At 39.9% G+C, this 24,964-nt stretch carries 19 protein-coding genes and 1 tRNA gene; 11 read left to right on the top strand and 9 right to left on the bottom strand.

The annotated features are described in order from the left end of the window. The first annotated feature begins 73 nt into the window (after positions 1-73). The 3 genes from AAW12_RS18400 to AAW12_RS18390 all read left to right on the top strand — a co-directional run bounded on the left by AAW12_RS18400 (position 74) and on the right by AAW12_RS18390 (position 6,136). Positions 74-469, top strand: coding sequence for a hypothetical protein (locus tag AAW12_RS18400; protein ID WP_046675112.1), 396 nt, complete (start codon positions 74-76; stop codon positions 467-469). Positions 470-641: 172 nt separating this feature from the next. Next, a complete protein-coding gene (locus AAW12_RS18395; protein ID WP_046675111.1) occupies positions 642-4,985 on the top strand; it encodes a CusA/CzcA family heavy metal efflux RND transporter in 4,344 nt (1,447 codons plus the stop codon). Between the two features lie 2 nt (positions 4,986-4,987). Further along, positions 4,988-6,136, top strand: a complete 1,149-nt coding sequence (locus tag AAW12_RS18390) for an efflux RND transporter periplasmic adaptor subunit (protein ID WP_046675110.1) — start codon at positions 4,988-4,990, stop codon at positions 6,134-6,136. Positions 6,137-6,213: 77 nt separating this feature from the next. Here AAW12_RS18390 and AAW12_RS18385 read toward each other — a convergent pair whose 3' ends face one another. Further along, complete coding sequence (locus AAW12_RS18385) at positions 6,214-7,323, bottom strand: TlpA disulfide reductase family protein (RefSeq protein ID WP_197084087.1); 1,110 nt, start codon at positions 7,321-7,323, stop codon at positions 6,214-6,216. A gap of 20 nt (positions 7,324-7,343) precedes the next feature. Next, positions 7,344-8,642, bottom strand: coding sequence for a hypothetical protein (locus AAW12_RS18380; RefSeq protein WP_046675108.1), 1,299 nt, complete (start codon positions 8,640-8,642; stop codon positions 7,344-7,346). A gap of 125 nt (positions 8,643-8,767) precedes the next feature. On the opposite strand from AAW12_RS18380, the gene AAW12_RS18375 reads away from it, so the two are divergent. Beyond that, on the top strand, positions 8,768-10,174 hold the full coding sequence (locus AAW12_RS18375) for a hypothetical protein (RefSeq protein ID WP_046675107.1): 1,407 nt from the start codon (positions 8,768-8,770) through the stop codon (positions 10,172-10,174). A 255-nt stretch (positions 10,175-10,429) separates the two neighbouring features. Then, on the top strand, positions 10,430-11,509 hold the full coding sequence (locus tag AAW12_RS18370) for a fatty acid desaturase (RefSeq protein ID WP_231585301.1): 1,080 nt from the start codon (positions 10,430-10,432) through the stop codon (positions 11,507-11,509). 175 nt (positions 11,510-11,684) lie between these two features. Here AAW12_RS18370 and AAW12_RS18365 read toward each other — a convergent pair whose 3' ends face one another. Beyond that, positions 11,685-12,419: an SDR family NAD(P)-dependent oxidoreductase gene (locus tag AAW12_RS18365; RefSeq protein WP_046675106.1), complete on the bottom strand. Its 735-nt coding sequence runs from the start codon at positions 12,417-12,419 to the stop codon at positions 11,685-11,687. Positions 12,420-12,646: 227 nt separating this feature from the next. Next, positions 12,647-15,460, bottom strand: a complete 2,814-nt coding sequence (locus AAW12_RS18360; RefSeq protein WP_053003804.1) for a PAS domain S-box protein — start codon at positions 15,458-15,460, stop codon at positions 12,647-12,649. A 442-nt stretch (positions 15,461-15,902) separates the two neighbouring features. On the opposite strand from AAW12_RS18360, the gene AAW12_RS18355 reads away from it, so the two are divergent. Continuing rightward, positions 15,903-16,625: a ferritin-like domain-containing protein gene (locus tag AAW12_RS18355; protein WP_046675105.1), complete on the top strand. Its 723-nt coding sequence runs from the start codon at positions 15,903-15,905 to the stop codon at positions 16,623-16,625. 120 nt (positions 16,626-16,745) lie between these two features. After that, a complete protein-coding gene (locus tag AAW12_RS18350) occupies positions 16,746-17,480 on the top strand; it encodes a ferritin-like domain-containing protein (protein WP_312440498.1) in 735 nt (244 codons plus the stop codon). A 65-nt stretch (positions 17,481-17,545) separates the two neighbouring features. Here the strand turns inward: AAW12_RS18350 and AAW12_RS18345 are convergent, their stop codons facing one another. The 3 genes from AAW12_RS18345 to AAW12_RS18335 all read right to left on the bottom strand — a co-directional run bounded on the left by AAW12_RS18345 (position 17,546) and on the right by AAW12_RS18335 (position 19,558). Beyond that, positions 17,546-18,382 (bottom strand): anti-sigma factor domain-containing protein, encoded by an 837-nt coding sequence (locus AAW12_RS18345; protein ID WP_046675103.1) that lies wholly within the window; start codon positions 18,380-18,382, stop codon positions 17,546-17,548. Between the two features lie 2 nt (positions 18,383-18,384). Beyond that, positions 18,385-18,951: an RNA polymerase sigma factor gene (locus tag AAW12_RS18340; RefSeq protein WP_046675102.1), complete on the bottom strand. Its 567-nt coding sequence runs from the start codon at positions 18,949-18,951 to the stop codon at positions 18,385-18,387. A gap of 295 nt (positions 18,952-19,246) precedes the next feature. Further along, a complete protein-coding gene (locus AAW12_RS18335) occupies positions 19,247-19,558 on the bottom strand; it encodes a hypothetical protein (RefSeq protein WP_156167694.1) in 312 nt (103 codons plus the stop codon). A 439-nt stretch (positions 19,559-19,997) separates the two neighbouring features. On the opposite strand from AAW12_RS18335, the gene AAW12_RS18330 reads away from it, so the two are divergent. The 4 genes from AAW12_RS18330 (at position 19,998) to AAW12_RS18315 (ending at position 23,093) form a co-directional block, all read left to right on the top strand. After that, a complete protein-coding gene (locus tag AAW12_RS18330; protein WP_156167693.1) occupies positions 19,998-20,987 on the top strand; it encodes a preprotein translocase subunit SecD in 990 nt (329 codons plus the stop codon). A gap of 147 nt (positions 20,988-21,134) precedes the next feature. After that, positions 21,135-21,578, top strand: coding sequence for a hypothetical protein (locus AAW12_RS18325; protein WP_084823231.1), 444 nt, complete (start codon positions 21,135-21,137; stop codon positions 21,576-21,578). 180 nt (positions 21,579-21,758) lie between these two features. Further along, positions 21,759-22,817 (top strand): hypothetical protein, encoded by a 1,059-nt coding sequence (locus tag AAW12_RS18320; protein ID WP_046675509.1) that lies wholly within the window; start codon positions 21,759-21,761, stop codon positions 22,815-22,817. 194 nt (positions 22,818-23,011) lie between these two features. Then, positions 23,012-23,093: transfer RNA gene (locus tag AAW12_RS18315), tRNA-Leu, on the top strand. 133 nt (positions 23,094-23,226) lie between these two features. On the opposite strand, the gene AAW12_RS18310 is transcribed toward AAW12_RS18315, so the two are convergent. Beyond that, entirely contained in the window at positions 23,227-23,610 is a 384-nt protein-coding gene (locus AAW12_RS18310; protein WP_046675100.1) for a hypothetical protein, read from the bottom strand. Between the two features lie 239 nt (positions 23,611-23,849). Next, complete coding sequence (locus AAW12_RS18305) at positions 23,850-24,818, bottom strand: ROK family protein (RefSeq protein ID WP_046675099.1); 969 nt, start codon at positions 24,816-24,818, stop codon at positions 23,850-23,852. Positions 24,819-24,964: the final 146 nt, after the last annotated feature.

The following is a 24,964-nucleotide window of genomic DNA, read 5'->3' as shown; positions in this document are numbered from 1 at the left end:
CCCGAAAAGAAAAGTCAAAAAACTTTTGGAAGTAATCGACAGTGGATGGTATTTTTTTATAGCTTTGTTTAGGATGAAAAAGCTGCTGGCTATATGCTTCTTGACGATTTACATCGCGTCGGCAACCGAAATTTCACAATTATTGAGATTTCCGTTGTTGATTGAGCATTATTTTGAGCACAAAGTAAAAAATCCAAGCCTCTCTGTCGTCGATTTTCTGAACGTACACTACAGTGGGTACCACCTAGAGAATCACCCACATGACGATGACTATGAGAAAGATCAAAAACTTCCTTTTATGATGCATACAACCTCATACAACGCTGTTTTTGTGTGCCCCCAAATTGCTGCTATCAAAATTAAAAATAGATCCTTACCCGAAAAAAATAACAATACCGCTGTTTGGAATGATCAGTTTATAGAGGATACATTCATAACTTCCATTTGGCAGCCGCCCAAATTCTGTTAATACATCATACTTCTTATTATTTCGGTTGAAGACTTCCACCCGACCATAACTTTCACGTCAGTAAAAGTTTAAGTTTTGTCATGTCACAATTGCATCCTTTTTTATCGCTGCGATTCTACGCTTGGCTGAAGTCTTCCGCTATTATTTTACGATTTAACAGAATCTATTTATTATGCTTACGAAAATCATTGAGTTCTCTGTAAAGAACAAACTCATTGTAGCACTACTGATGTTGGCATTAATCGGGATAGGCACATATCAGGTGACCAAACTTCCTATTGATGCTGTACCTGATATTACCAACAATCAGGTGCAGGTCATCACTATTGCCCCTTCTTTTGGTGCAACGGATATTGAACGATTAATCACCTTTCCAATCGAACAGGCCAACAGTAATATTTCTGGATTACAGGAAATCCGGAGTTTTTCGCGATTTGGGCTATCCCTTGTAACCATTGTCTTCGATGACAACATTGATGTCTATTGGGCCCGGCAACAAGTCGCTGAACGTCTGCAACAGGTACAGCAAGAAATTCCTCCAGGCATAGGTTCTCCCCAGCTGGGCCCTATTTCTACAGGTCTTGGAGAAATTTATCAATATGTCGTTCGACCCCAGTCGGGATACGAGCACAAGTATAATGTAACCGAACTGCGTACTATCCAAGATTGGATTGTCAGAAGGCAGCTGCTAGGCGTCAAAGGCGTAGCTGAAGTCAGTAGTTTCGGAGGAAAGCTGAAACAATATGAGATCGCTGTCAGCCCTGACAGACTCAATGCCTATGGGATTACAATCAACGATGTCTTTGACGCACTAAATGCCAATAACCAAAACACCGGCGGCGCATACATTGAGAAAGGACCAACAGTCCTTTATATCCGAAGCGAAGGACTGGTCGGCAACATTGACGACATCCAAAATATTGCGATTGCGGGTAAGCAAAACGACCTGCCGATTTTCCTTCGGGACATTGCTCAAGTACAACCTGGCTATGCAACCCGCTACGGCGCAATGACCTACAACGACAATGGTGAAGTTGCTGGAGCCGTCGTGATGATGCTAAAAGGCGCCAATAGCAGCCAAGTCATTGCAGATGTAAAGGCCAAAGTAGAGGAAATCCGAAAAACATTGCCTAAAGGTGTCCTTATTGAACCTTTTCTTGATCGTACCAAAATGGTCAATAATGCCATCAGTACGGTGCAGACAAATCTCTTGGAAGGAGCATTAATTGTCGTCTTTGTACTAGTACTCTTCCTAGGCAATATACGGGCTGGATTGCTCGTGGCCTCCGTCATTCCCTTAGCCATGCTATTTGCAATCTGCATGATGAACCTCTTTGGAGTGAGTGGTAACCTGATGAGTCTCGGTGCACTCGATTTCGGATTAATCATTGATGGGGCTGTCATTATTGTCGAGTCTGTGATGCATCAGCTTATGCAGCAGCAACGATTCAAAGAATTGCTCAAGGTGCCCGCTTCTGAAATGGATGATATGGTGACAGCATCAGCCGGTCGTATGATGAACAGTGCTGTTTTTGGACAGATCATTATCCTGATCGTTTACCTCCCCATCTTAACATTGGAAGGAATCGAAGGTAAAATGTTCAAACCCATGGCCGAAACAGTTGCATTTGCTTTATTAGGCGCGTTCCTTTTATCGCTCACCTATATACCGATGATGAGTTCAATATTACTCCGTGCGAGAAATAGCAAACCTTCGCTTTCGGATCGGCTGATGAAAAGACTTGAAAAATTTTATGTCCATGTATTACTCAAAGTACTCCGACTTCCAATGACTATTCTTGCATTGGTTATCTCACTTTTTATACTTGCCGTAGTTACACTAAGTCACCTCGGCGGGGAATTTATTCCTTCACTAGAGGAAGGAGATTTTGCAGTCGACACGCGGGTTCTTCCGGGCAGTAACCTGACTACGACTATTGAAAGCACTCAAAAGGCTGCCCATATTCTGAAAAGCAGATTTCCTGAGGTCGAAAAAGTAGTCACCAAAATTGGCAGCGGCGAGGTGCCAACCGATCCTATGCCAATGGAAGCATCAGACATGATGGTTATCCTAAAAGACAAAAAAGAATGGACTTCGGCCCATACATTTCCAGAACTTGCTTCAAAAATGAGTATCGCCTTGACGGATGTACCCGGTATTACGGCCGGCTTTCAGTACCCCGTCCAAATGCGGTTCAACGAGCTGATGACGGGGGCGCGGCAGGATGTTGTCCTCAAAATATTTGGAGACAACCTCGATTCTCTGGCCTTACATGCTCAGCAAATAGGTAAAATCATTGAAACGGTCCAAGGAGCCCAAAATCTTTACGTCGAACCTATTGGCGGACTTCCACAAGTCGTCATAACCTATAACCGTCCAATGATCGCCCAGCATCGACTCTCCATTGCTGACGTAAATAGAACCATAAATGCTGCTTTTGCTGGACAGAATACAGGTCTGGTATTCGAAGGAGAGAAACGCTTTGACATGGTCGTCCGTCTAGCCGCCAAGGACCGAAAGAATATTACCGATATCCGTAACCTCTTAATCCCAACGCCTACGGGCAACCAAATTCCACTTTCCCAATTGGCACGTGTGGCCATTGAGCAAGGGCCAAATCAGATCCAACGTGAAAACGCACAACGCCGGATTGTCGTCGGATTTAATATCAAAGACCGCGACGTACAAAGTATCGTCCATGAACTACAAGCTAAAATTGATAAGGAAATCAAACTTCCAACAGGATACTCCATCAAATATGGCGGTTCTTTTGAAAATCTCAATAATGCCAAACAACGCCTCCTGATTGCTGTCCCTATTGCTTTAGCCTTAATCTTTATACTTCTATTCCTTGCGTTTAAATCTGTTAAAGAAAGTTTATTGATCTATAGTGCTATCCCATTATCGATTATAGGTGGGGTTTTCCTGTTGGCACTAAGGGGAATGCCTTTTAGTATCAGTGCCGGGGTTGGATTTATAGCCTTATTTGGCGTGGCTGTCCTCAATGGTATCGTATTGATCTCCGAATTTAACAGGCTTCAAAAAAGTGGCATTCGCAATATTGTACGCATTGTTGTCGATGGCGGAGAAAATCGTTTGCGCCCCGTTTTGATGACCGCATCGGTTGCCTCACTGGGGTTTATCCCCATGGCACTGAGCAATGGCGCTGGAGCTGAGGTACAACGCCCATTGGCAACTGTTGTCATTGGTGGCCTGCTTATAGCAACGTTATTAACATTATTCGTTCTCCCTTTGCTTTATGTAACTATAGAACGGGGATTTAAACTCAATAAATTAAAAGGACGACATGTTGCACCTCTTTTGATTGCATTTATTTTTTTAACAACAAACAATTCAACAGCACAGACTGTGGTTACTTTGGATCAATCTATTGAACTCGCTCTCCAAAACAACCGTAACATAAAAATTGAAAAACTAAGAGCTGCCTATGCCAAAGCGCTAATAGGGTCATCCACTGCCGATATTCCGCAGATGGATATCAGTTTGGATTATGGCCAGATCAATAGCGCCTATCAGGATACAAAGGTCAGTATCAGTCAACGTTTTGGTTTTCCTGCGGTCTACAAAAGGCAACGGGCCCGCTATACCGAAGAATGGAAAAGAAGTCAACTACAAGTCTCTCTCAAAGAGTTTGAGCTTAAAAAGGCTGTCAGTCTTACCTATTACAACATACTGTATTGGCAACAAAAGGAACAGCTTTTGACTAAAGCACTGTCATTGTATAGCAGCTTTCTCGACAAAACCATTCTACGTCAAAAAGCAGGTGAAAGTGATGCCCTTGAAAGTGTAACCGCGAAGAATCAAAAAGCAGCTATCACGATCCAATTGAGACAGGTACGTGATGAGATAAAGGGACTTCAATTGCAATTCCAGTGGCTGCTAAATACGGAAGAGACCTACACCCTAAGTTCTATGGAAAAGATCGAATTTCGTCAGTTATCAATAGCCGATCATCCTTTGCTCAAGGTATTGGAACAAGAAAAAATAGTCTCGGAACAAGCAACAAGGGTTGAAAAATCTAAATTGCTCCCCGAGTTGCTATTAGGCTATAATCTAAATAGTTTTAAAGGTACCGGTCCAGATAACAGGACCTACGACGCAAGTCCGCGATTCCATTCTGTACAGTTAGGTGTTGCCGTACCGGTATTTTCCAAAGGACAGAGAGCTCGGATCGAGACTGCACGTCTAGCGGAAACCATCGCGAGCGACGAATTGCAAAATGCACAATTTGAGCTTAAAAAAAGAGTACAAGAGCTTTCTCAACGCTATCAGACCAGTCTCGATATTGTCGATCAATATGAAACCGAAGGACTCAAGAATGCTGAAATCGTCTTTGAAACCGTACAGAAAAAATTCTCAAACGGCGCCATAGATTATCTCGAATTTGTCACTTTGGTCAACCAAGCAATCCTACTGAAAAGTAATTATACGGATGCGTTGTGGCAGCTCAATGAAAATGCCATTCTGCTTCATTACATTATGATAAATCGATAAAAATGAAAACGAAAAATCTTTTATCCCACTATATGGTTTATGTGTTGGCTGTACTCTGTATTTCCTGCCATCGAAATACGGAAAGTGCAGCCTCCACGCCACCAGGCCCTAAAGACGAAAACCTGGTTTCGCTAACAGATGCCCAGTTGCGAAATGTGCATTTAGAAATAGTAACGCTTGCGGACGAACCGATAACCAACATCTTAAAAGTCAATGGAAAAATAGATGTTCCGCCTCAAAACTTCGTGTCGGTAAGCATTCCTTTAGGAGGATACTTAAAAAGTACCAAGCTGCTTCCTGGTATGAAGGTTTCAAAAGGAGATGTTATAGCAGTTGTGGAAAATCCACAGTTTGTGCAGCTTCAGCAAGATTATCTCTCGGCCCAATCAAAGTTACATTTTGCCCAGCTTGACTTCAGACGTCAAAAGGAACTCAACCAGAATCAGGCGAGTAGCGATAAAGTAATGCAGCAAGCTCAGGCCGAAATGAACAGTCAACAGATTATAATGAATGCCATTGCAAAACAGCTAGAGCTCATACATATTCAGCCCAGTACAGTTTCTGCTGAAAATATTCGAAAAAGTGCTCCCGTATACAGCACTATAGATGGGTATGTGAGCAAGGTTAATGTCAACATCGGGAAATATGTGAATCCTTCAGATATCCTCTTCGAATTGATCAATCCAACGGATATCCATCTGAACCTCAAAGTCTATGAAAAGGATCTTGAACAGCTTCGCCCTGGACAGCTTCTATTGGCGTACTCCAATGCTAACCCAAGTAAAAAGTACAATGGAAAAATCTATTTGATCGGCAAAGATGTCGATCCCTCCGGCATGACAGATGTGCATTGTCATTTGGACAAATATGATCAGAATATGATACCTGGTGTATACATGAATGCTGAAATACAAACAACGGCTACGTTGGGGCACGCTCTGCCTGAAGAAAGTATCGTAGACTTTGAAGGAAAAAATTATGTATTCATATCGGAAGGAAACAGCAATTATCGCCTGGCGGAAATAGCAGTTGAGGAGCCTCAAAAAGGACTAGTGAAGGTATTGAATTACCGCGATTTTGAAGGGAAGAAAATCGTTAGCAAAAATGCCTACACGCTCTTAATGCAACTAAAGAACACATCAGAAGAATAAAACATACGTCATTGGAGAAAGACCTTTCCTGCATTTAGGAAAGGTCATAACCTCCCCCTCTGCTCCTACTCTATTTTTTATACTGGATCTTGAAGCAAAGGATCGAGAGATTCTTCTATAGTACGTTCTAGGTCCACCCCAGATCCTCCGGTATCTATGATAAAACCATTTCGATCAATGATATAAACCTTTGGTAATCCCTGCACCCGATAGTTAATTGCTGTTTTGCTATACAGCGCTTGCTGATCGCCCACATTGGTCCAGGATATGCCGTCTTCGACCGCTGCTTTCTTCCAAATCTCCCTATTTGTGTCTAGGTTAAAAGATAGGATCTCTAGACCTCGTTTTTTATATTTAGCATACAACATCGGTAGCTTCTTATTACTTTTTCTACAAGGCACACACCAAGCAGCCCAAAAATCGAGAACAACAATCTTTCCCCGAAAATCAGTCAAATTCACATCATTATTATTAAGGTCTTTGACAATAAAACCTGGAGCCAGATCCCCTCTTCTAAGTTCCTTTGCTTGGAGAAATTCCTTTAAGAACCGTCCTGTTCTACTTTTTTTCATATTCTGAGGGAACCTATCAAAAGCCAACTGCAAGGAATCTCTTGTTAATGATGTCCTTAAGAAATAGAGTTCCTGCATAAGTGGATAAGACGGTGTTTTATCAAAAATATTGTGGACTCTCAACTGTCTGATGGACCGATAATAATGGTCCGATGCTATTTTCAACTCCACCAGTTGGACCGAATCGGTTTCAATTTCAATTTTTCGGTCAAGCTCAGCTGCTCCTTTCCACATGGGATCCAGTTGCCTATTGATTGGGATGGCATCAGCCTGTGATCTGGAATTCAGCACCGCTATATCCGAAAAATGTAAACTATCGCCTAATATCTTCATGCGAGCCGGTTCAATCCAGATGACTGCCCTCAAATTGGGCTTTGCCGTTAGTACATATAAAGAAGGCTCCTCTAGAGTTCCTTTTATGGCACATTTTCCATCCTTAAGTATGACGTCATAGGACCGACCACCTTCCTGGAAGCTATTCAATTGAAGCTTTGCGCCATTGGAAAGTCCCGAGATATCAAATTGTATTTCGAAAGGCTTTCCTTTTTCTTGCTGAGCCAAGCAAGCTAGCGGTAAGAAAAATAAAAAAGGAAATATCTTTTTTAGTATCATCATATGCATAATTGGTTTACCTATCAAAAACTAATATCCTTCCTCTCCGACCCACTTAAACGGGTATTTCTAACAAAACCTGCCCCTTTAAAACGATATTGCAGACCAACTATTTCAGTTGGTGCATTTTTAATCATCGTAGTGTATGTAGGTTTATCATTGATCCAAAATTTAACCTGCTGATTTTTACAAACTATTTTAAGCTTGGTCCACTTGGAAAGATCGCAGCCAAATCCACTGAGGTCATCTTGTTTGCTATCCGTATAAAAGCCACCAGCTGTAAGAGCTATGTCACCGATACAGGCTGTATTTACTAAAGGTACAATGATGATATCGTTTTTAGCCTGTAAGAGTACTTCCACACGCTGGCAATTATTACCATTATTGCTCGCTCCTGTTTTGATGTCTGTTTCAAAACTAAAGTTGTCGGTCATAACTCCTGTCGTATCCTTTTGATTGTAAAGTCTTACCAGTGGAGCATCAGGGAGGAGGTCGACGTTATAGCTATTCAACAATTCCTGAGTAATGGCAGTTTCATGGGGTAACACGATTTCAGTTTTTTTGAAATACAAAGGCTCCTTTCCCGAGGCTGCTTCTACTAATCCTAGCCAGCCATTGGTTTTAATCTGTATATCATGTTCTCGAACAATTTTATTCCCAATAATCAGTTTAGCTCTAAAGTAACCTGGATAATAATAAATCGCAGAATGGTGTTTGCCCTTTCTATCCACCTGTATCTTACGGCTGGTGTCCCAACTTTGTGCAATAAATACCGAATCGTTTTCATTTGCAGCAGAAGCATCGTAATTAAAAACGACCGAATTTGGCAAGCCTTCTGTCAGCATTGTCTTGGACGAGAAGTGGAAGGCACTATTATTAATAGGCTTCTTATTTGGAATAAACCTATTACCGAAAAGTCCGACCAAGACAAGGACGAAAACAGATGAAATAGCGATAATAAATATAGGACCGTGCTGTTTTCTTTTCTTCACCTTTGGTTCAAAAGCGGATTTATGCAATAACTGCTCCTGCGGTATATATTTCTGTGCATAAGCATTCCGAAAAGCCCGCCAGTCCTCATGATCAACGTAGCGCGCCAATGTATTTAATGTCGTGAGGGCTGGTTTGCTCTGGTAATCAATCCTACCAAAAATCCGCTTCAACGTAGAAACACTAAGTATTACTCCCGTTTTCTCCTGTATCTTTTCCGAAAGTTTTTCAAAATCAGCTGTACTCCAATGAGCGGTTTCACCCCATTCAAGTTGATTTTCAATGGAATTCTTAAGATGCAGAAACAATTCGGGATCACTCAACTTAACCATAATTTATTATATATCAACATTTTAAAAACAAACAATCTGCTTGAACAAACTTGACTAAACTTGCCGCAAGGTTGAGCGAGTTGAAATAAGGTCTATCCGTTAAATTTATCAAAAATTTAATTAACATGAAAAAGATATTTTTGACACTAGCCTTCATATGGGTCATTCTATTACAAAGTTATACTCAAGAAAAAAATAGCAAAGCATCAATAAGCAAGAGCATTCCATTAAGCGCAGAACAATGGTCCTTCCAGCACGGAAAAGTTGATTTTCTAAACTTTAAAGGTCGTAAAGCAATGAAAATCGCTCCAGCATCTGGTCCGGTCGTGATTAAAGACTTAATTTTTAAAGACGGAACCATCGAGTATGATGTGATACCTTCAAAAACAGAGTTCGCCAGCGCCATTTATTTTCATCGAAAAAATGAAAAAGAACAGGAGATTGTCTATCTCCGAGTTCCTAAAATGGCCAACCCATTCGCTAATGAAGGCATTCAGTACTGTCCCATCTTAGACGGTGTCAACATGTGGGACATCTATCCCCAATATCAGGCACCTGCGGCTGCTAAAACAGAAGAATGGAATCATATTAAACTCGTCATATCAGGTGTGCAAATGCAGGTTTTTGTCAATAACAGCTTGAGATTGACCGTACCAAAACTCGAGGGACGAGAAAATACGGGAAGCATTGCCTTCGACGGGGATGCATACATCAGTAATATCGAGATTAAACCTAATGAAATTGAGAACCTACCGCAAGCCGAAGGTGTGGACCTGACCCGACATGAGGCCAATTATATCCGAAGCTGGTCGATAACCCAACCCACGACTTTGGAAGAAGGGCGAGAACCAACTACTTTTCGTGACCTGCCGAAAGACGAAGCCTTCACGGAAAAAATAGCAACCGAGCGGTATGGATTGGTAAACCTTACAAGACGCTTCGGTAGTGCCGAAAAGCGTCGGATAATATGGCTAAAAACTATTATTACAGCACAAGAACCTACATTAGCTAATCTTCAGCTCGGATTCTCAGATGAAATATGGCTTTACCTAAATGATCAGATTACCTACACAGACAAAAATATCTTTAGGCAGAATATGAAAAGGTATCCCGACGGAAGGATATCTGTACAGAACGGGAATACCCGCTTAAAACTTAAAAAAGGTGAAAACCAATTGCTCATTGGGGTATCCAATGATTTTTATGGCTGGGGATTGATGGCACGTTTAGAAAATATGGAAAATATTACCGCCATAGAACCTTATGAGGTAAAAAAACGGGCTATCGAACACATCGAGCGCTATTTGGGCACCTATGCTGCTGAGATATCGCCCGCATTTAAGCTCACCTTTGTACAGAAAGACAGTATGCTTATTTTAGAGGCCTCCAGTCAAGAAAATGTAGCGCTCGATTATCTTGGAAATGATCTCTTCAAAATGGGGCTTGGAATAGAACTTCAATTTACGCCTGACCTGAAACAAGTCGTAAGAAAAGAGAATGGGTTTGAGATGAAATTCATTAAAGAACAATAGTATAAAAAGTGTTAGAATATGGCCCTTAAAACTTTAAAAATAACAGGGACCTTATAGGGACTTTATAGGGACCTCATTCGGATGAATAGCTATAAACTCCCTTTAAATTCCGTATCACTTTATGGTAAAATAAGCATTAATCGTGATGCCTTTGCTTATTAATATTATAGCTTCCAGCAAGCTATTTCATCCTTCTCGAATTGCTTGATACATCTTAAGGATATGTTAAACTTTTAACATTAACACTTTTTAACCATGGAATATGATACCTTTAGCAAAAATTATAATTTACATCAACCACAAATGCCCTTTTTAGACCATGTTCTGCAAGTTCCAACCTACGGATGGAAAGACGCCGATGGAAATCTCGTAAAGCCAAGCAAAAAAGAAATTTTCACTGAATTCTTCAAACGCCTTAATATTTTTAAGGATAAACGAAATTGGTTACCCTTTTTTAGCTGGTTAAAAGTAGCTTGCCTCATCCCCTTTTTTATCATCTTTTTGGTTTACCATTTCAGTTGGTGGACTGTGTTAGCCGCGTTCCTGTACAGTATGATCGTTATGGGGACCCATGGAACGATATGGCATCATCGATTTGCGACACACGGCGCATTTAAATTCCGCAACGGTTTCTGGCGTTTTTTCACGCAGAATTTGACCATCAATGTAATTCCCGAAGAAATATATGTTATTTCACATCATGTTCACCACGCAAAATCCGATAAACCGGGTGATCCCTATAATGCCCAAGCTGGCTTTCTATACTGTTTTTTAGCCGATGTAAATCACCAGCCTATTGCTAAGAACCTTACGGAAAATTCCTATAACCGCGTCAAATTGCTTATGCGACACGCGGGTGTAACAGCTAATAGTTATGCGCAATATCAAAAGTGGGGGTCGTATGTCAATCCTTCACATGCAATAGGATCCTGGATATTAAACTGGGCTTTTTGGTATGCCGCCTTTTATTTAATCGGTGGTCACGCACTTGCCTGTACACTCTTTGGAGCCGCCGGCTTTTGGGCAGTCGGTGTGCGCACATTCAACTATGAAGGGCATGCAAAAGGTGAAGACAAACAACGTGAAGGTATCGATTTCAATGAGAGAGACAAATCCATAAACCAGTTATGGCCTGGCATTGTAGCAGGCGAATGGCACAACAACCACCATTTATATCCAAAGAGTGCGCGGAGTGGCTTTAAGCCTTATCAGATAGATCTCGCATGGTGCTATATTAAAATGATGCATAAATTTGGAGCCGTCAGCAGCTATCGGGATGATAAGAAAAGATTTGATGAACAATATCGTATCCCATACCTAAAATCAAAAGAATAGTCAATCGTTGCATTTCGAAGCGATCTTGGTCCTTTTCCATTTAATGTAATAAAGTTTCAAATTTTATTTGGATCCGAATTGTAAAATCGACTTTGGAGACAGCGTCTTCTTTGATCGTCAGCATACTGTTCGGCGCTACTCATAAACATCGATAGCGCCGAACAATAGTGAACATCTAATTTTCTTGATGATAGAGATCAGAAAATATTTTTGATAATTTCGCAGGCTCTTCTCGCCATGCGGCATACATACCTTGTCCCATTTCATCCGGGACTATATCGAGGTTTCCGGCTGCGACACTTTCTACTATCTTTATTGCGATACGATCTGGATCTGGCATATCCCAATCACTTCCCTTGTTCATATCGGTATCAATTGCTCCCGGATTAACAGCATATACTGTCACATCCTTTTTAGCCAGTTCAATTCGAACAGATTGTGTAGCAGAATAAAGTGCTGCTTTGGAAGCAGCGTACCCAGCAATAGAAGGTAAAGGCGAATAGGCGGCAATCGAAACAATGTTGATCATGATAGATGGCCTATTCTTTATCAGAATTGGAGCAAATGCACGCATCATGTTTATTGTTCCAAAATAATTTACCTTCAGATCATTTTCCATCGCCAATACTTCTCCTTGTAGCATATTCCCTGGATTTAAGGTTCCTGCATTGTTAATCAGAATCTCAGTATCTGGGGCTGCTAGCGCACTCATTTCTACTTGTTTAACATCGGTAATGTCTAGTTGCAGCGGTACGATTCGATGATCGTTGAATGCTGGCATATTTTTTAAATCCCGGCAGGTTGCATATATCTTCCCTGCACCGTTATTGAGCAATGCACTTACCAGTGACTTTCCTATCCCCCTATTAGCCCCTGTAATCAGGATGACTTTATCTTTAAAAATTTGCATGGTGTTTTATTTATTATCCAACACAAAGCTATCCAGAAAGATAATGCTGTAAAATCCGAAACTTGCGATAATAAACATGCTCTTGATACGCTAGAAATCAAAAAAATCATATTCAAAGGAAATCAGACACTTCATCATCGCCCTATCAAGAGAACCTATTAACTGTGCATAAATGGATAACTTAGGTCGTAAATACGGCTCATGCAACTTTGAGAGCTTACTTCAAACTAAGAAACGTTCACCTTTACTAAAGCTGTATACAGCTCCTCCGGCGTAAAGGGTTTGACTAACCATCTACTTATGGCCACGGAATGACATAGCTGTTCTATATCCTGCTGATTCGAACTAAAAATAGGAATAATGGTCGGCTCAGTATTGTTATCGAAATTTTTTTCACGAATATTCTGTATCGTTTCAATACCGCTGATGATAGGCAATTGATGATCGATCAAAATTGCATCAAAATGATGTCCCTTTTTTAATATCTGTAATACCTCAAATCCAGTTTTTGCATGCACGGTATTAATCTTCTTTAACGATAACATCCGATCCAAATCATTTCGCTCCGACTCTTCCTCTGCAACAATTAGTACATCCTTTATTTTTTTTAATCCATCCCACGCATTAATTTCCCAAACGGCGGGAACATTAATAGTGAAAAAGAAACGACTACCGGCACCAAAGGTACTCTCCAATTTCAATTCACTGCCCATCATTTTAAGCAATTTATTCGATATTGTTAGTCCAAGGCCAGTTCCCCCATAACGTTTAGTCATCGAGTTATCTTCCTGTGTGAATGCATCAAATATCCGTTCCACATTGTCCTCTTTAATACCTATGCCTGTATCTTTGACGCTAAAGCACAGAACAGCCTGGGTGGCATCATGTGATTCTACTGTAATGCTGAGTTCAATGGTTCCCTTCTCGGTAAATTTTGTGGCGTTGCTCAATAAATTCATCAATACTTGCTTGATACGGAGGGCATCAACCCAAATATAATGTGGCACATCGGCCGCGATATTCAGATAAAACTCTAAATTTTTGGCTTTGATCTGCATATTGAGAAAGTTTGTCAGTTGAATAACCAAGTCCTGAAGATCCGTCTGTTCAACGTCCAGTTCTAGTTTGCCAGCCTCAATTTTAGAGAAATCTAGAATGTCGTTTACAATTCCAAGCAATAAATTGGCTGATTGATCAACGATACTCAGATATTCCCGTTGAGTATCTTCAAGTGCTGTCCCAAGCAACAAATCGGTAAAGCCAACAATCCCATTCAAAGGTGTACGAAGCTCATGGCTCATATTTGCCAAAAATTGTGATTTTGCTGCACTTGCCTGTTCAGCTACTAATTTCGCCTTTTCCAGCTCTTCCCGTTGATGAATAATCCGGCTAATATCAGTTGCAATCGCAAGATAACCGATAACATTTTCGTTAATATCCCGAATAAATGTAACGGCTAAGGAAACATACAATCTAGATCCATCTTTTCGACAATAGGTCCACTCTCGCTGTTCAGCACCATGCAGCTCTGCCATATCTACAAAGAAACGAAGTTTATCTACCGAACGTCCTAATTCAACTTCCAGTTCCTTAGCTCTCAACACGAGCTCCTCTTTCAAATGAAAATGTTCAAGCCCCAATTTCCCAATGACCTCTTCACTGCGGTATCCCAAAAGGTTTTCCGCTCCTGTATTAAACAATGTGACTACACCAGTCGTATCGGTCGCGATAATAGCTACAGCGGAGGTTGCATCCAATACTTCTGAAAGCAGTTTTTTTGAATTCGAAGACTCTGCTTCGATACGTTTACGCTTATCAATATCCTGAAAGGTACCGTATAAACGAACGCAATGGCCATTTTCAAAATCAGCATTTCCCAATGCACGTATCCACAGTTCATGACCAGCGAAGGTGACAATCTCAAGCTCCAAATCCCAAGCTTCTCCCGTAGCGAGTGCATGTTCAATGGCAGTCCGTATTTTATTCCTACTTGATCCCGCTTTATAGAACTGTAAAGCAGTTGTTAGCTCTGGTTCATAGTCTTCGGGTACTTCATGAATTTCTCGCGTAATTTCGGACCAAACAATCTTCCCATCAGCAGGCGTATATTCCCAGCCTCCAATTCTAGCTACCCTTCCAGTCCGCATCAATGTTGCTTGAGCATGCTTCAGTTCCTTTTCTAGAAAATGCTGTTCCGTAATATCCACGGCATTGCCAATCACATAGGGTATTTTGTTCCCATTGGTCTGCAAAATATTATTAAACATCCAGATACGCGTCTCACCCGAGCATGTCAAGGTTCGCATTTCTCCTTTGATTGTTCCGCGTTGAACAATTGCGCCCAGATAGTCCTGTAAATTCTTGTGCCCCTCCGATGGGACAATATCAAAAAGTGATCGTAACTGAATCTCCTCCCGTGTATAGCCCAAAGTCTTGGCTCCAGCTTCATTGACGGCTATAAAATTGCCCTTCAGATCATGCGTACACATAAGTCCCTGAGAGTTATCGAAAAATGCTTTCAGTTTTTGTTCACTTTCTTTATACTTTTCTTTTTCTTTTCTGTTGACAATAAGCGCGACAACCTCATCCCGAAGAAGGGTTAGGATCTCTTTTTGATGCTGATCGAGCTGCCTTGGAACACGATCAATAACACATAAGGCCCCTAAGGCATATCCGTTGGGATCGATTAATGGTAATCCAGCATAATAACGAATGTTTGGTTCTAAGGTAACGAGTTCATTCGATTTGAAGCGATCGTCTTTTTTAGCGTCCTCAACTTCCATCAGCTGATCTTCTTCCAGCGTATATTGGCAAAAAGAAACATCGCGCGTTGTTTCGTCTATCTCCAAGCCAACCCGCGATTTAAACCACTGCATATCCTTATCCACTAGTGAAATCAATGAGATGGGTGTACCGCAGACTAGTGATGCAATTTTCGTAATGCGGTCAAACTCTTCCTCGGCTGCTGTGTTTAAAATTTCGTATTCATGCAACACGCGTATCCGATCTGATTCATTCTTTGGCGATAATTTAGCGTTCATTCAAAAGCCTGTATTGTTAATAATTTTATCTTCGAAGTCTTTATAGGTCCAAATGTATAGCATGCGCTAACGTACAAATAATATTTCACTAATCTTTAACGATTGATTTGAATCATTCCAATGCCCAATTAATATCGATTTGGTTTTAACTTTTCTTAGTCTATCGTAAAAAGTAGAAAACCAGCGGTAATAGCATGATAAAATATAATCATGAACAGCGCTGTGTTAAAATAGTTTTAAATAAAAAACAAACTATTAGATTAAAAGATCACCGATAATAAGCGCCGTGCTGCCTTCGGTTCCCAAGAGGGCGAAGATTATATCGGTTTTTCAATGCCAAAAATATATTTTAAAAAAAAAGAATTTATGAAATCCAAGCTTTCCAAAAAGTCGTAAATGGGTATAAGTACAGAAAAAAATTATAAACTAAAAGACTTTTGTTATGGAAAAGATAACCTCCCACAACGAAACACTATTGAACTCCAATAGTGACATGGACAAAAGAGATCTCAGACGAAGAGATTTTTTAAAATATGCAGGAGCCAGTGCTGCTACATTAGCCATCCTGGGTATGTCGAGTTGCAAAAAAGACCACGATGATGGCATGGATAACGGTGGTAAGGGCATGTACTTTGGTAGCGGCGACATTGCCATCCTAAATTATGCCTATGCACTTGAACAACTTGAAGCTGCATTTTATATCCAGTTAGTCAACAACCCCTATAGTGGCATGACGGACATGGAAAAAACTTTTTTTACGGATATCCGTGATCATGAAATTGCTCATCGTGAGTTTTTCAAGGTAGCCCTAGGGGCCAAAGCCATTTCAAGTCTTGAATTTAATTTAGGCGGTATCAATTTCAGCAGTCGCGAAACGGTACTGGCAACAGCAAAAACATTTGAAGATCTTGGCGTTTCGGCCTACAATGGTGCTGGATGGTTAATAAAAGATGTCAATTATTTACTGTTGGCTGGCAAGATCGTGTCTGTTGAAGCTAGACATGCCGCCTGGGTCAGGGATATGATCGACAATGGTAGTTTTGCCAATCAGGAAGTAGTGGATTCAAATGGCCTTGATGTCGCAAAGAGTCCAAGCGTCGTCCTTAGTGCCGCAGCGCCATTTATTAAATCCAAGATTGATGTGAGCGATCTACCAACTTATTAATTCACCTAAAAACTGATTATCATGAATCTCTTAAACGTTTTTGAACAAATAAATGCTGTAGATCCTGAATTCAGCGATCGCATCAGCCCTCGTCGCGAAGCAATTAAAAGTTTGGCTTCAATGAGCAAAAAAATAACTTTGGCTGCCCTGCCCTTTATGATAGGTGAGCTCTTTAAAAAAGCTTATGGTGCTACGGCTCCCACAGATGTCAATGGAGTACTCAACTATGCGTTGACTTTGGAATATCTCGAAGCAGAATACTACACTATGGCTGTTGCCAAAGCAGGTCTTATCCCCACAGGTAAACCACTCGGTGCGATAACCACCATTCGTGACCATGAAATTGCACATGTGAATTTTCTTAAACAGGTATTAGGCAATAAAGCTGTTTCAAAACCAACCTTTGATTTCACCGCTGGGGGGACTTTCGGCAATGTTTTCAGTGACTACGACACATTTTTAGCTATCGCACAAGCATTTGAAGACACCGGGGTAAGAGCTTATAAAGGGCAAGCGGGAATTTTACTCGGCAATCGTGTTGTACTGACTGCGGCGCTTCAGATCCATTCTGTTGAGGCACGACATGCCTCTCATATCCGCCAAATGCGTCGTGCTCGCGGAGGTGGAGCTGCCAATCAAAAACCTTGGATTACAGGAAGTAATGACAGTGGTATTGGCGCAGTTGTCGATCCGGTATATGCAGGCGAAAATAATATAACACAAGCGGGAGTGGATATTACAACATTGGCAGGTGCCATGGGGAAAATTTCGACCAATGCAGCAACCCAGTCTTTCGATGAACCTCTAACTGCAGAAGCTGTACTTAATATTGCAGGTCTTTTTATAAAATCCTAACAAAAGACGTAGTTTACCTGTTTTTAGCATGTCCTGATCGGTTTATCCCATCAGGGCATTGTTTTTTATATACTCCCCATTACACATAATGCAGTGAGTGTCGGTACATCTTTGCCGCCTTCATCTTCGAGGGTAATAGCAAAAGCCTGGGCCTTTGGAATATCCAGCATCTTACTTGCTGTATCTCCTTTTAAGTCAAGTGGAAAAACACCGGCATTAACAGGTTTACCATCGACCATTGCCCACAGTTGATATTGCTTACCTTTGGGTGCAACAGGCATGTGCTCAATACTCAGATAAACGGTCTTTGATACCTGATCCCAGAATACCAAAGCAAGGTAATCGGGTTTAGTTTCTACCCCCTTCAGAGGGATTGTTTTTATTGCTGGATTTTGAACGAGAGCCCATTTATCCTGTAGGGTAGCAAGTTTTGCCTGCTCAGCATCAAGTAAGGACGTCGTCTGATTTAGCTTATTCGCTGTATCTTGTTTACGTTGATATAGGAAGATATTAGCACCAATACTAACGGCTAACAATAGGCTTGCAGCAATAGTCCACTTGTATGATCGAGCAACAAGCGTTTTCTTTTCGGCATCCATAACAATTACGTCGTTATGGTCCGTAGAAGAAGGTACTAGTGTTTCATCAATTTTATGATCTTCGTTTGGTACTAGATTTTCTGCAATGAGTTTATTCCATATATCCTGTTTTAATTGCATAGGCATCTCTATCGCTTGGCTATCGGCCAAATCTTCGAGTGCAATCTCTGCTTCGATGATGGCTTGTTCCACTTCGCTATTATTTTTTCGAATACAATTCAAGATGCTCACTTCCTCTTCAGAAGCAAGTCCCAAAACGTACGATTCAATAATCCCCGACGATATGTATGCTCTAATATCCAAAACTAGCGGTACTCTTTTAGTAATTGTTGTAATTGTATAAAAGCTGCCCTGGTACGTGTTTTTACTGTTCCTAGCGGCACATCAAGCTGTTCAGCGATTTCTTGTTGTGTATATCCTTCATAGTAGGCCATCTCAATCAAGATTCGCCATTCCGGCTTCAATTTATCTAAAATATTTTTAAATCCAATAAAATCTGCTTTCGTGTGTTGTTCGCCCTGACTTAGATCTTGTTCTTCCTCCCTATTTACGATATTTGAGAGCGGTTGGTTTTTCTGCTCGTTTACGATAGCTTTTGATTTTTGATGATCGAGGGCTGTATTGCGGGCAATGTTAATCATCCAGGTATAAAGGCGGCCTTTTTCTGCATCGAAAACATCGATATATCGCCAAATTTTGACGAATACATCTTGGATGACTTCTTCCGCATGCTCCGTTGAGACCACGATACGACAAACCACACCAAAGAGTGCATCGGCATAGTGATCATAAAGATAACTAAAAGCCTGTTGATTCTTTTTTTTCAATAAAAGAATCAATGTTTCTTCAGAAAGGTTGTGTAATGGACTCAAATTTTACGTTTATAATACGCTAAAGATGAAAATTAAAAATTTAAAAAAAAAGCAGCAAAGACAAAACAAGTTAAAGTACCTATAAAACAGGTTAAAATACCTAATATAAGTTAGCCTATTTTCCGTTAATCCTCATTATTATTTATATTTCAATACGCAATGCATGATTTGCTTCCACCATATCGTACTAATTTACTCTTTTTTGTATTTCTAATTTTCAATGCTAGTTTTTCATGATTTGATTCCGCCTGGGAGGACGAATCACATTTAAATCTATTAAAATCTGTCTAAAGCTTTATTTTGTCGGGCGAATTCCCTTAGAAATTGGATTTATCGATAGCATATCACATGTCGCCAGATAAAATTCATCAATTAACTGGATAATCAAATCATCTCTTTGGTTATTAACAGCTAGTCCCACCCAATTTTTGGAGGGAAGATACTTACTCCGAGTCCATTGAACAGGCTGCACTATTTGTTTTTCTGAACGCAACCATTCTAATCCACTATCATTGAAATATATCTTTTCATTTGACAAATCCATCACGATGAAAGGTCTTTTCTTAAAATAGAAAATACTCATATCAAGATCTGCAATTACATTCATTCGAATATGTTTTTTGAGATGCATATATGCATTTATACGGGTTAGTGTTGACATCTATTTATCTTATTGGCTATAATAAAATCATCATAAATTTCCATGAACATTCAAAGCAGGCGAAGTGTTCATCAGACGAGAATCAAAGATATTCGAACCAGCGGTCTAAGTAGGGGTATATTTTGTTCTAATAGGTAGAAAAAAATGTTAATGTAAGTTGAAAATACGACGGATAAAACCACTAATTTACTAAGCGAATGAATATGTGTTAGTTTGCCCCATTATTGGTTTCGGCGAATCGTAAAATGCCTGCACGGATTGTAAATACCACCATTGAACCAGTGTTGCAATGGTTTAAATTTGATAAATAACAAAAGATATGCGGAAAGAAAGTAAAAGCACGTCATTCATTAAAAAAATTCTAGGCTTAATTAGTCTTATCCTTATGGTAACAAATAGTAAAGCACAGCAAGTCACGCACTATTTTCCAAGCGGAAAAGATAAGGCAAAGACCATCAGTGGACAGTATGGTGGTAATAGCGGGATTTGTCTTTTTGAAGATGGCAGATTTCTGTTATATGGTTATGCTACATCTGTTTTCGGCTCCTATGTTTTTGAAAAAGACTACCTGCTTTTCTATCCAGATGAAGCCCCTTTATTTCAACTATATGGGCGTCACAAGCCTAATTTCACAGACAGTACTTGTATCAATTTGGCAGGTTTTGAAGAAGGTAAAACCTATGTACAATTTGATAATGACAGTACACATCGGGTTTTCAATGACAAGGCAAACTGTTTCAGCCCCCCTTTTGTTCATCAGGAATCCAAACCGGTTCAATCGCTTAAATTTATTGTACAAAACCAGCTTATGGAACATGACAGTACTTATCAAGTCTTTCAGTATAGCAATGAAGAAAAATTCAATGATTTTATAGCTGTTTATAACAGACCCCAACGTGCACGTCAACATTTCAGCGCTTTCCTATATTTGGCTGAAGGGAATAAATTAGCCATCAGACTCTCCAATTACGGTGGAGAAAGAGGTTTTTTAAGAGAAAATCAAGACGGTTCAAATCAAGAACACTGGCACGAAATATTGACCATGAAGAAGGATTATGATCAGGCAAATTATATTGCCCCCCTAGCAATATTTAGTAACGCATATTATACCCTATTTTATCCTGACCTCGAACAGTACGTCTTGGATACCGTCAACAATCGATATGTAAGTAAGTTTGCATCAGACAATGAGGCCTATTTTGCGGGCAATCCTGAGCAAGACGATCGATACTTAAATAAATACATCCGTCAGAATCTGTTGCTTCTAAAAGACGAACAATTCGATCCATCAAAACTGTCAATTACCAGTCTATTTTTTTCGCGCTGTGAAGAATCTGAAAAGCCAGATCATGATGAAAATGGATCACAGCAATAATCGCTCAAAATCCATAGCAATGATTCAAGTGGGAGCTTAGAGCTATTAAGAGTCGAAAGATTAGCACGTTTTCTTAAATATGGCTTAATTTTGGTAGTAATGACTAGATAACTGGATAACATTTATACTAGTTTTATTTCGGTGAAGATGATGAATTATAAAACGCTTATTATTGGGCTAGGATTCTGTTCGCTAGCGGGTTGTGCAACGCAAAAGGAAAATATTGGAAATAGAACAGAGAGAGAAAGTGTATCCTTAGCTGAGGGACAAAGAAAATCATTGCGAGAATATCCGATCAAGATCAAATTTAATGGTATTTCAGAAGATAGCCGTTGCCCTGAAGGCGTCAACTGTATTTGGTCTGGAGTTGCAGTAGCAGAAATTGAGATCGCAGAAAAAGCAACTAAACCCACGACAATAAAGCTCGCAACAATAGACCTACAGGATAGAGGTTACCAAAGAACTGCCAACACCAACGGATATACCATTTCATTACAGGATATCGCCCCTTACCCGAACAAGGAACAAGGGACACAAACGCTACGGGGTAACTACAAAATCGCTGTTATTGTACAAAAAACTTTAAAATAAGCCCGCAGCGGTTCACTGTGCGCCAACAATCGTCCTATGGAAATAGTCATTGAAAAATGACCCGATTCTATTAAAGAATGACCCAATTTTTAAAAACACCAATACATATATTTTAATTATATGCATGGATACTTATTGGTTCATTCCTTGAAAAATAATACCTTTGCCAAAACCTCATTTATGAAAAAGTTTTTTAAATTTATTAAGATTACATTTTTTTCTATACTGGCTATTATTGGGCTATTATTCCTCTATTTTTTCATTTCCAATCGGATATTTATAGGAAATACCAACGCGGAAAATATAGCGTACCTCAAGCTTCATAAAACGGAGATTAAGGATCGTATTGTAGATTCTCTATTCGATAATAGTTTCTATAATTCGGATATTTTCTTACTTGGGGAAATTCATGGCTACGCAGACAATCAAAAGTTGGACAAGGAGCTGTTATTTTATTTGAACAAAAAGCTTGGTGTTAAATATTACATTGCTGAGATGGATAGTACAAATGCCAACAAACTAAACAGCTTTTTATCCAAGCCGCTAAAAGATAACGCCCTACTGAAAGATGTGGTTCGCTCCATTCGCAAACGTATCCCGCAACAGTCTAGTTTAGAGCTATATCAAAAATGGATCGAAATTTATGATTATAACCGCCACCTTGCCGATTCGGCAAAAATCACTGTTATTGGCATAGACAAAAGCTTTACAGCGGATAAATCTGACGTATCCAGGGATTCAGCTATGCTGTTAAATTTGGAAAATTATATTAAAAATCACCATATTGATGGTCAAAAACTATATGGACTATTTGGTTTTTTTCATGTTTTACAAAAAGGAAAGGATGCAACCAATGATCCTTTTGCTACACGCTTGAAAAGTAGCGGCTATAAAGTATCTAGCTTTGTTAGTTATACCGTTGCTAGTGAAATGTATCTTCCAAAGAATCCTCAATTTCCAACCCCTGCAGATGAAAAAGTAGATTGGGTAAATGCAGATGGCCCACTTATGCTCGTGAAAGGCATTCAGGATCTAAAAGAATTAAGTCGACCAAATAGTATATCGTTATTTAAACTCAATGCAGCACATTCACCTTATGCTACTTCTCAAGATTTAATAACTGTAAAATCACGGCTTTTTGGCGAAAATATCATACCTGCTGAAACGAATCATACAACAGACTTCTTTCAATATGTATTTTTGTTACGAAATTCAAAGGCCTTAACAAAACTTGATTAGGACAGCAAGCATTTCATCAAAAAATTGGATAAACAAGCCGTCTGCTGATCACATGATTAAAGAAACAAGGATCCTATTGAAAAATATTCCATTCATAAACAGGATGATCCGTATTTAGGAGGAGGAATCTCGCTTATCGATTTGCAAGATATCACTTTGGTTTTTATATTTGCGACATCATAAGAAATCCTAATGCGGAAGTGGCGTAATTGGTAGCCGCACCAGACTTAGGATCTGGCGCCGCAAGGCGTGGGGGTTCGAGTCCCTTCTTCCGCACTTATCAATATCCCAAGCTTTCAGCTTGGGATTTTTTTTGACCAGTACTTTTTGATGCTAAGTTATCACCATTGAGGGTATAATTTCTTGAAGCAAACAGAATAGATTAGCGATAATATGCCGCGTCAAGAATTTAAGCCGCCCAGTCAAATGGTTTTGTACAAGGGTCACACTCATATTTCAACACTTTTCCTAAGCTTTTAGCTTTTTTACCTTTTTTTACGAACACATAAGCCAAGTCTACATATTCCTCTACTTCGGCCCCACTTTCATCCCGTCCTTTTACAACCACAGAATAATATTTTCCATCCGGATATGCCTTGAAATATACTTCTTGAACAGTAATCTTTTTGGGTATTTGATTATCACAACAGCTACACCATAAAATAACGATGGGTTCTTTTTTAAGGTATGCAACGGCCGTTTCGGCTTGCTTTTGTGTCAAGGCCTGAAGTTGATCTGCTTTTGAGAATAAAGCTGTACACAGCAACAGAAGGAGAAAAATGGTCTTTTTCATTTGGAATAGTGTTAAGTTTAAAGGAACTTATTAGCAAAGACTATGCCTTTAGCTTCTAAAAAAAAGATAACAGTCGCTATAATAAATTAAATGGTCAGTTATTTCTCCATAAATCCCCGACAACAAGATCATATATATTCTGTGAAAGTGCCGTTGTATTTTAGCGATTTAACCAAGTTGTTCTCAAAACACAACAGTCCCGATAAGCGGTAATTCTGCCTTGAGAACAAATTAATATATTATTTTTCCCAGACCAATGCGCTTGCACCAAGAATAGCAGCATCAGCCTCTTCCAATTCACTAAAGACCAGTTTAACTTTGTTTCTAAACAAAGGAAAAAGGTTTCTTTCCATATGGAGTTTCGCGGGTTTTAAGATAAAATCACCGGCCTTAATTACTCCTCCAAAAAGTAGAATTGCTTCAGGAGAAGAAAACATCACAAAATTTGCTAATGCTTCACCTAGTTTCTGCCCAGTATACCTAAATACCTCAATTGCTATCGCATCCCCTTTGAGCGCACATTCATGAACTGTCTTCGAATTGATCGCGTCCTCAGGGAATTGATTCAACATCGATTCCGGAAATTCGGCCCGCATTTTCTTGGCTGTAATGGTGATCCCTGTAGCAGATGCATAAGCCTCTAAACTTCCTTCAGAACCCGTACTCCAATGTTTTCGTCCTCCTGGTTTGACAATGGTATGGCCCAATTCGCCAGCAAAGCCATCGTGTCCATAAATAAGCTTCCCTCCGGCCACTATGCCGCTTCCTACTCCCGTGCCTAAGGTAATCATAATAAAATCTTTCATGCCGCGTGCCGCACCAAAAAGCATTTCACCATAAGCAGCGGCATTTGCATCATTGGTAATGGTGCAGGGAATCTTAAATTTGGCCGTCATTAAATCGCTAAATCGAATCACACCTTTCCAAGGGAGATTGGGAGCGTGGTCTATTGTCCCAGTGTAATAATTAGCATCAGGCGCGCCGACACCAATTCCATCAAAGCTTTGTTCACCACCAAATGCTTCAATTAAGGGATAAGCTTTCTCGTACAACGCATCAATAAACTCTTCCACCGTTTGATAAGCATCTGTTTTTATGCTTCCTTTTTCAAGTACTTCGCCCCGATGATTGACCACACCAAATTTTGTATTGGTTCCACCGATATCTATTCCCAACGCCACGCGTTTTGATAAATCTATTAATGACATTTCTCTTCCGTGTTTCTAAGTTCTAAAATTACTAAAAGATAATATTTTATAAGGAATCAACAAAATCTTCTTCACAATTATCCATAAATAGCATGCTAATCCCCTTTGAAAAGCCGATCTACCGATCACCAGATCAACCTAACTTA

The sequence above is a fragment of the Sphingobacterium sp. Ag1 genome (assembly GCF_000988325.1).
Classification (GTDB): domain Bacteria; phylum Bacteroidota; class Bacteroidia; order Sphingobacteriales; family Sphingobacteriaceae; genus Sphingobacterium.
The sequence above is the reverse complement of the archived record's forward strand: the minus strand, read 5'-3'. Positions and strand labels throughout refer to the sequence as shown.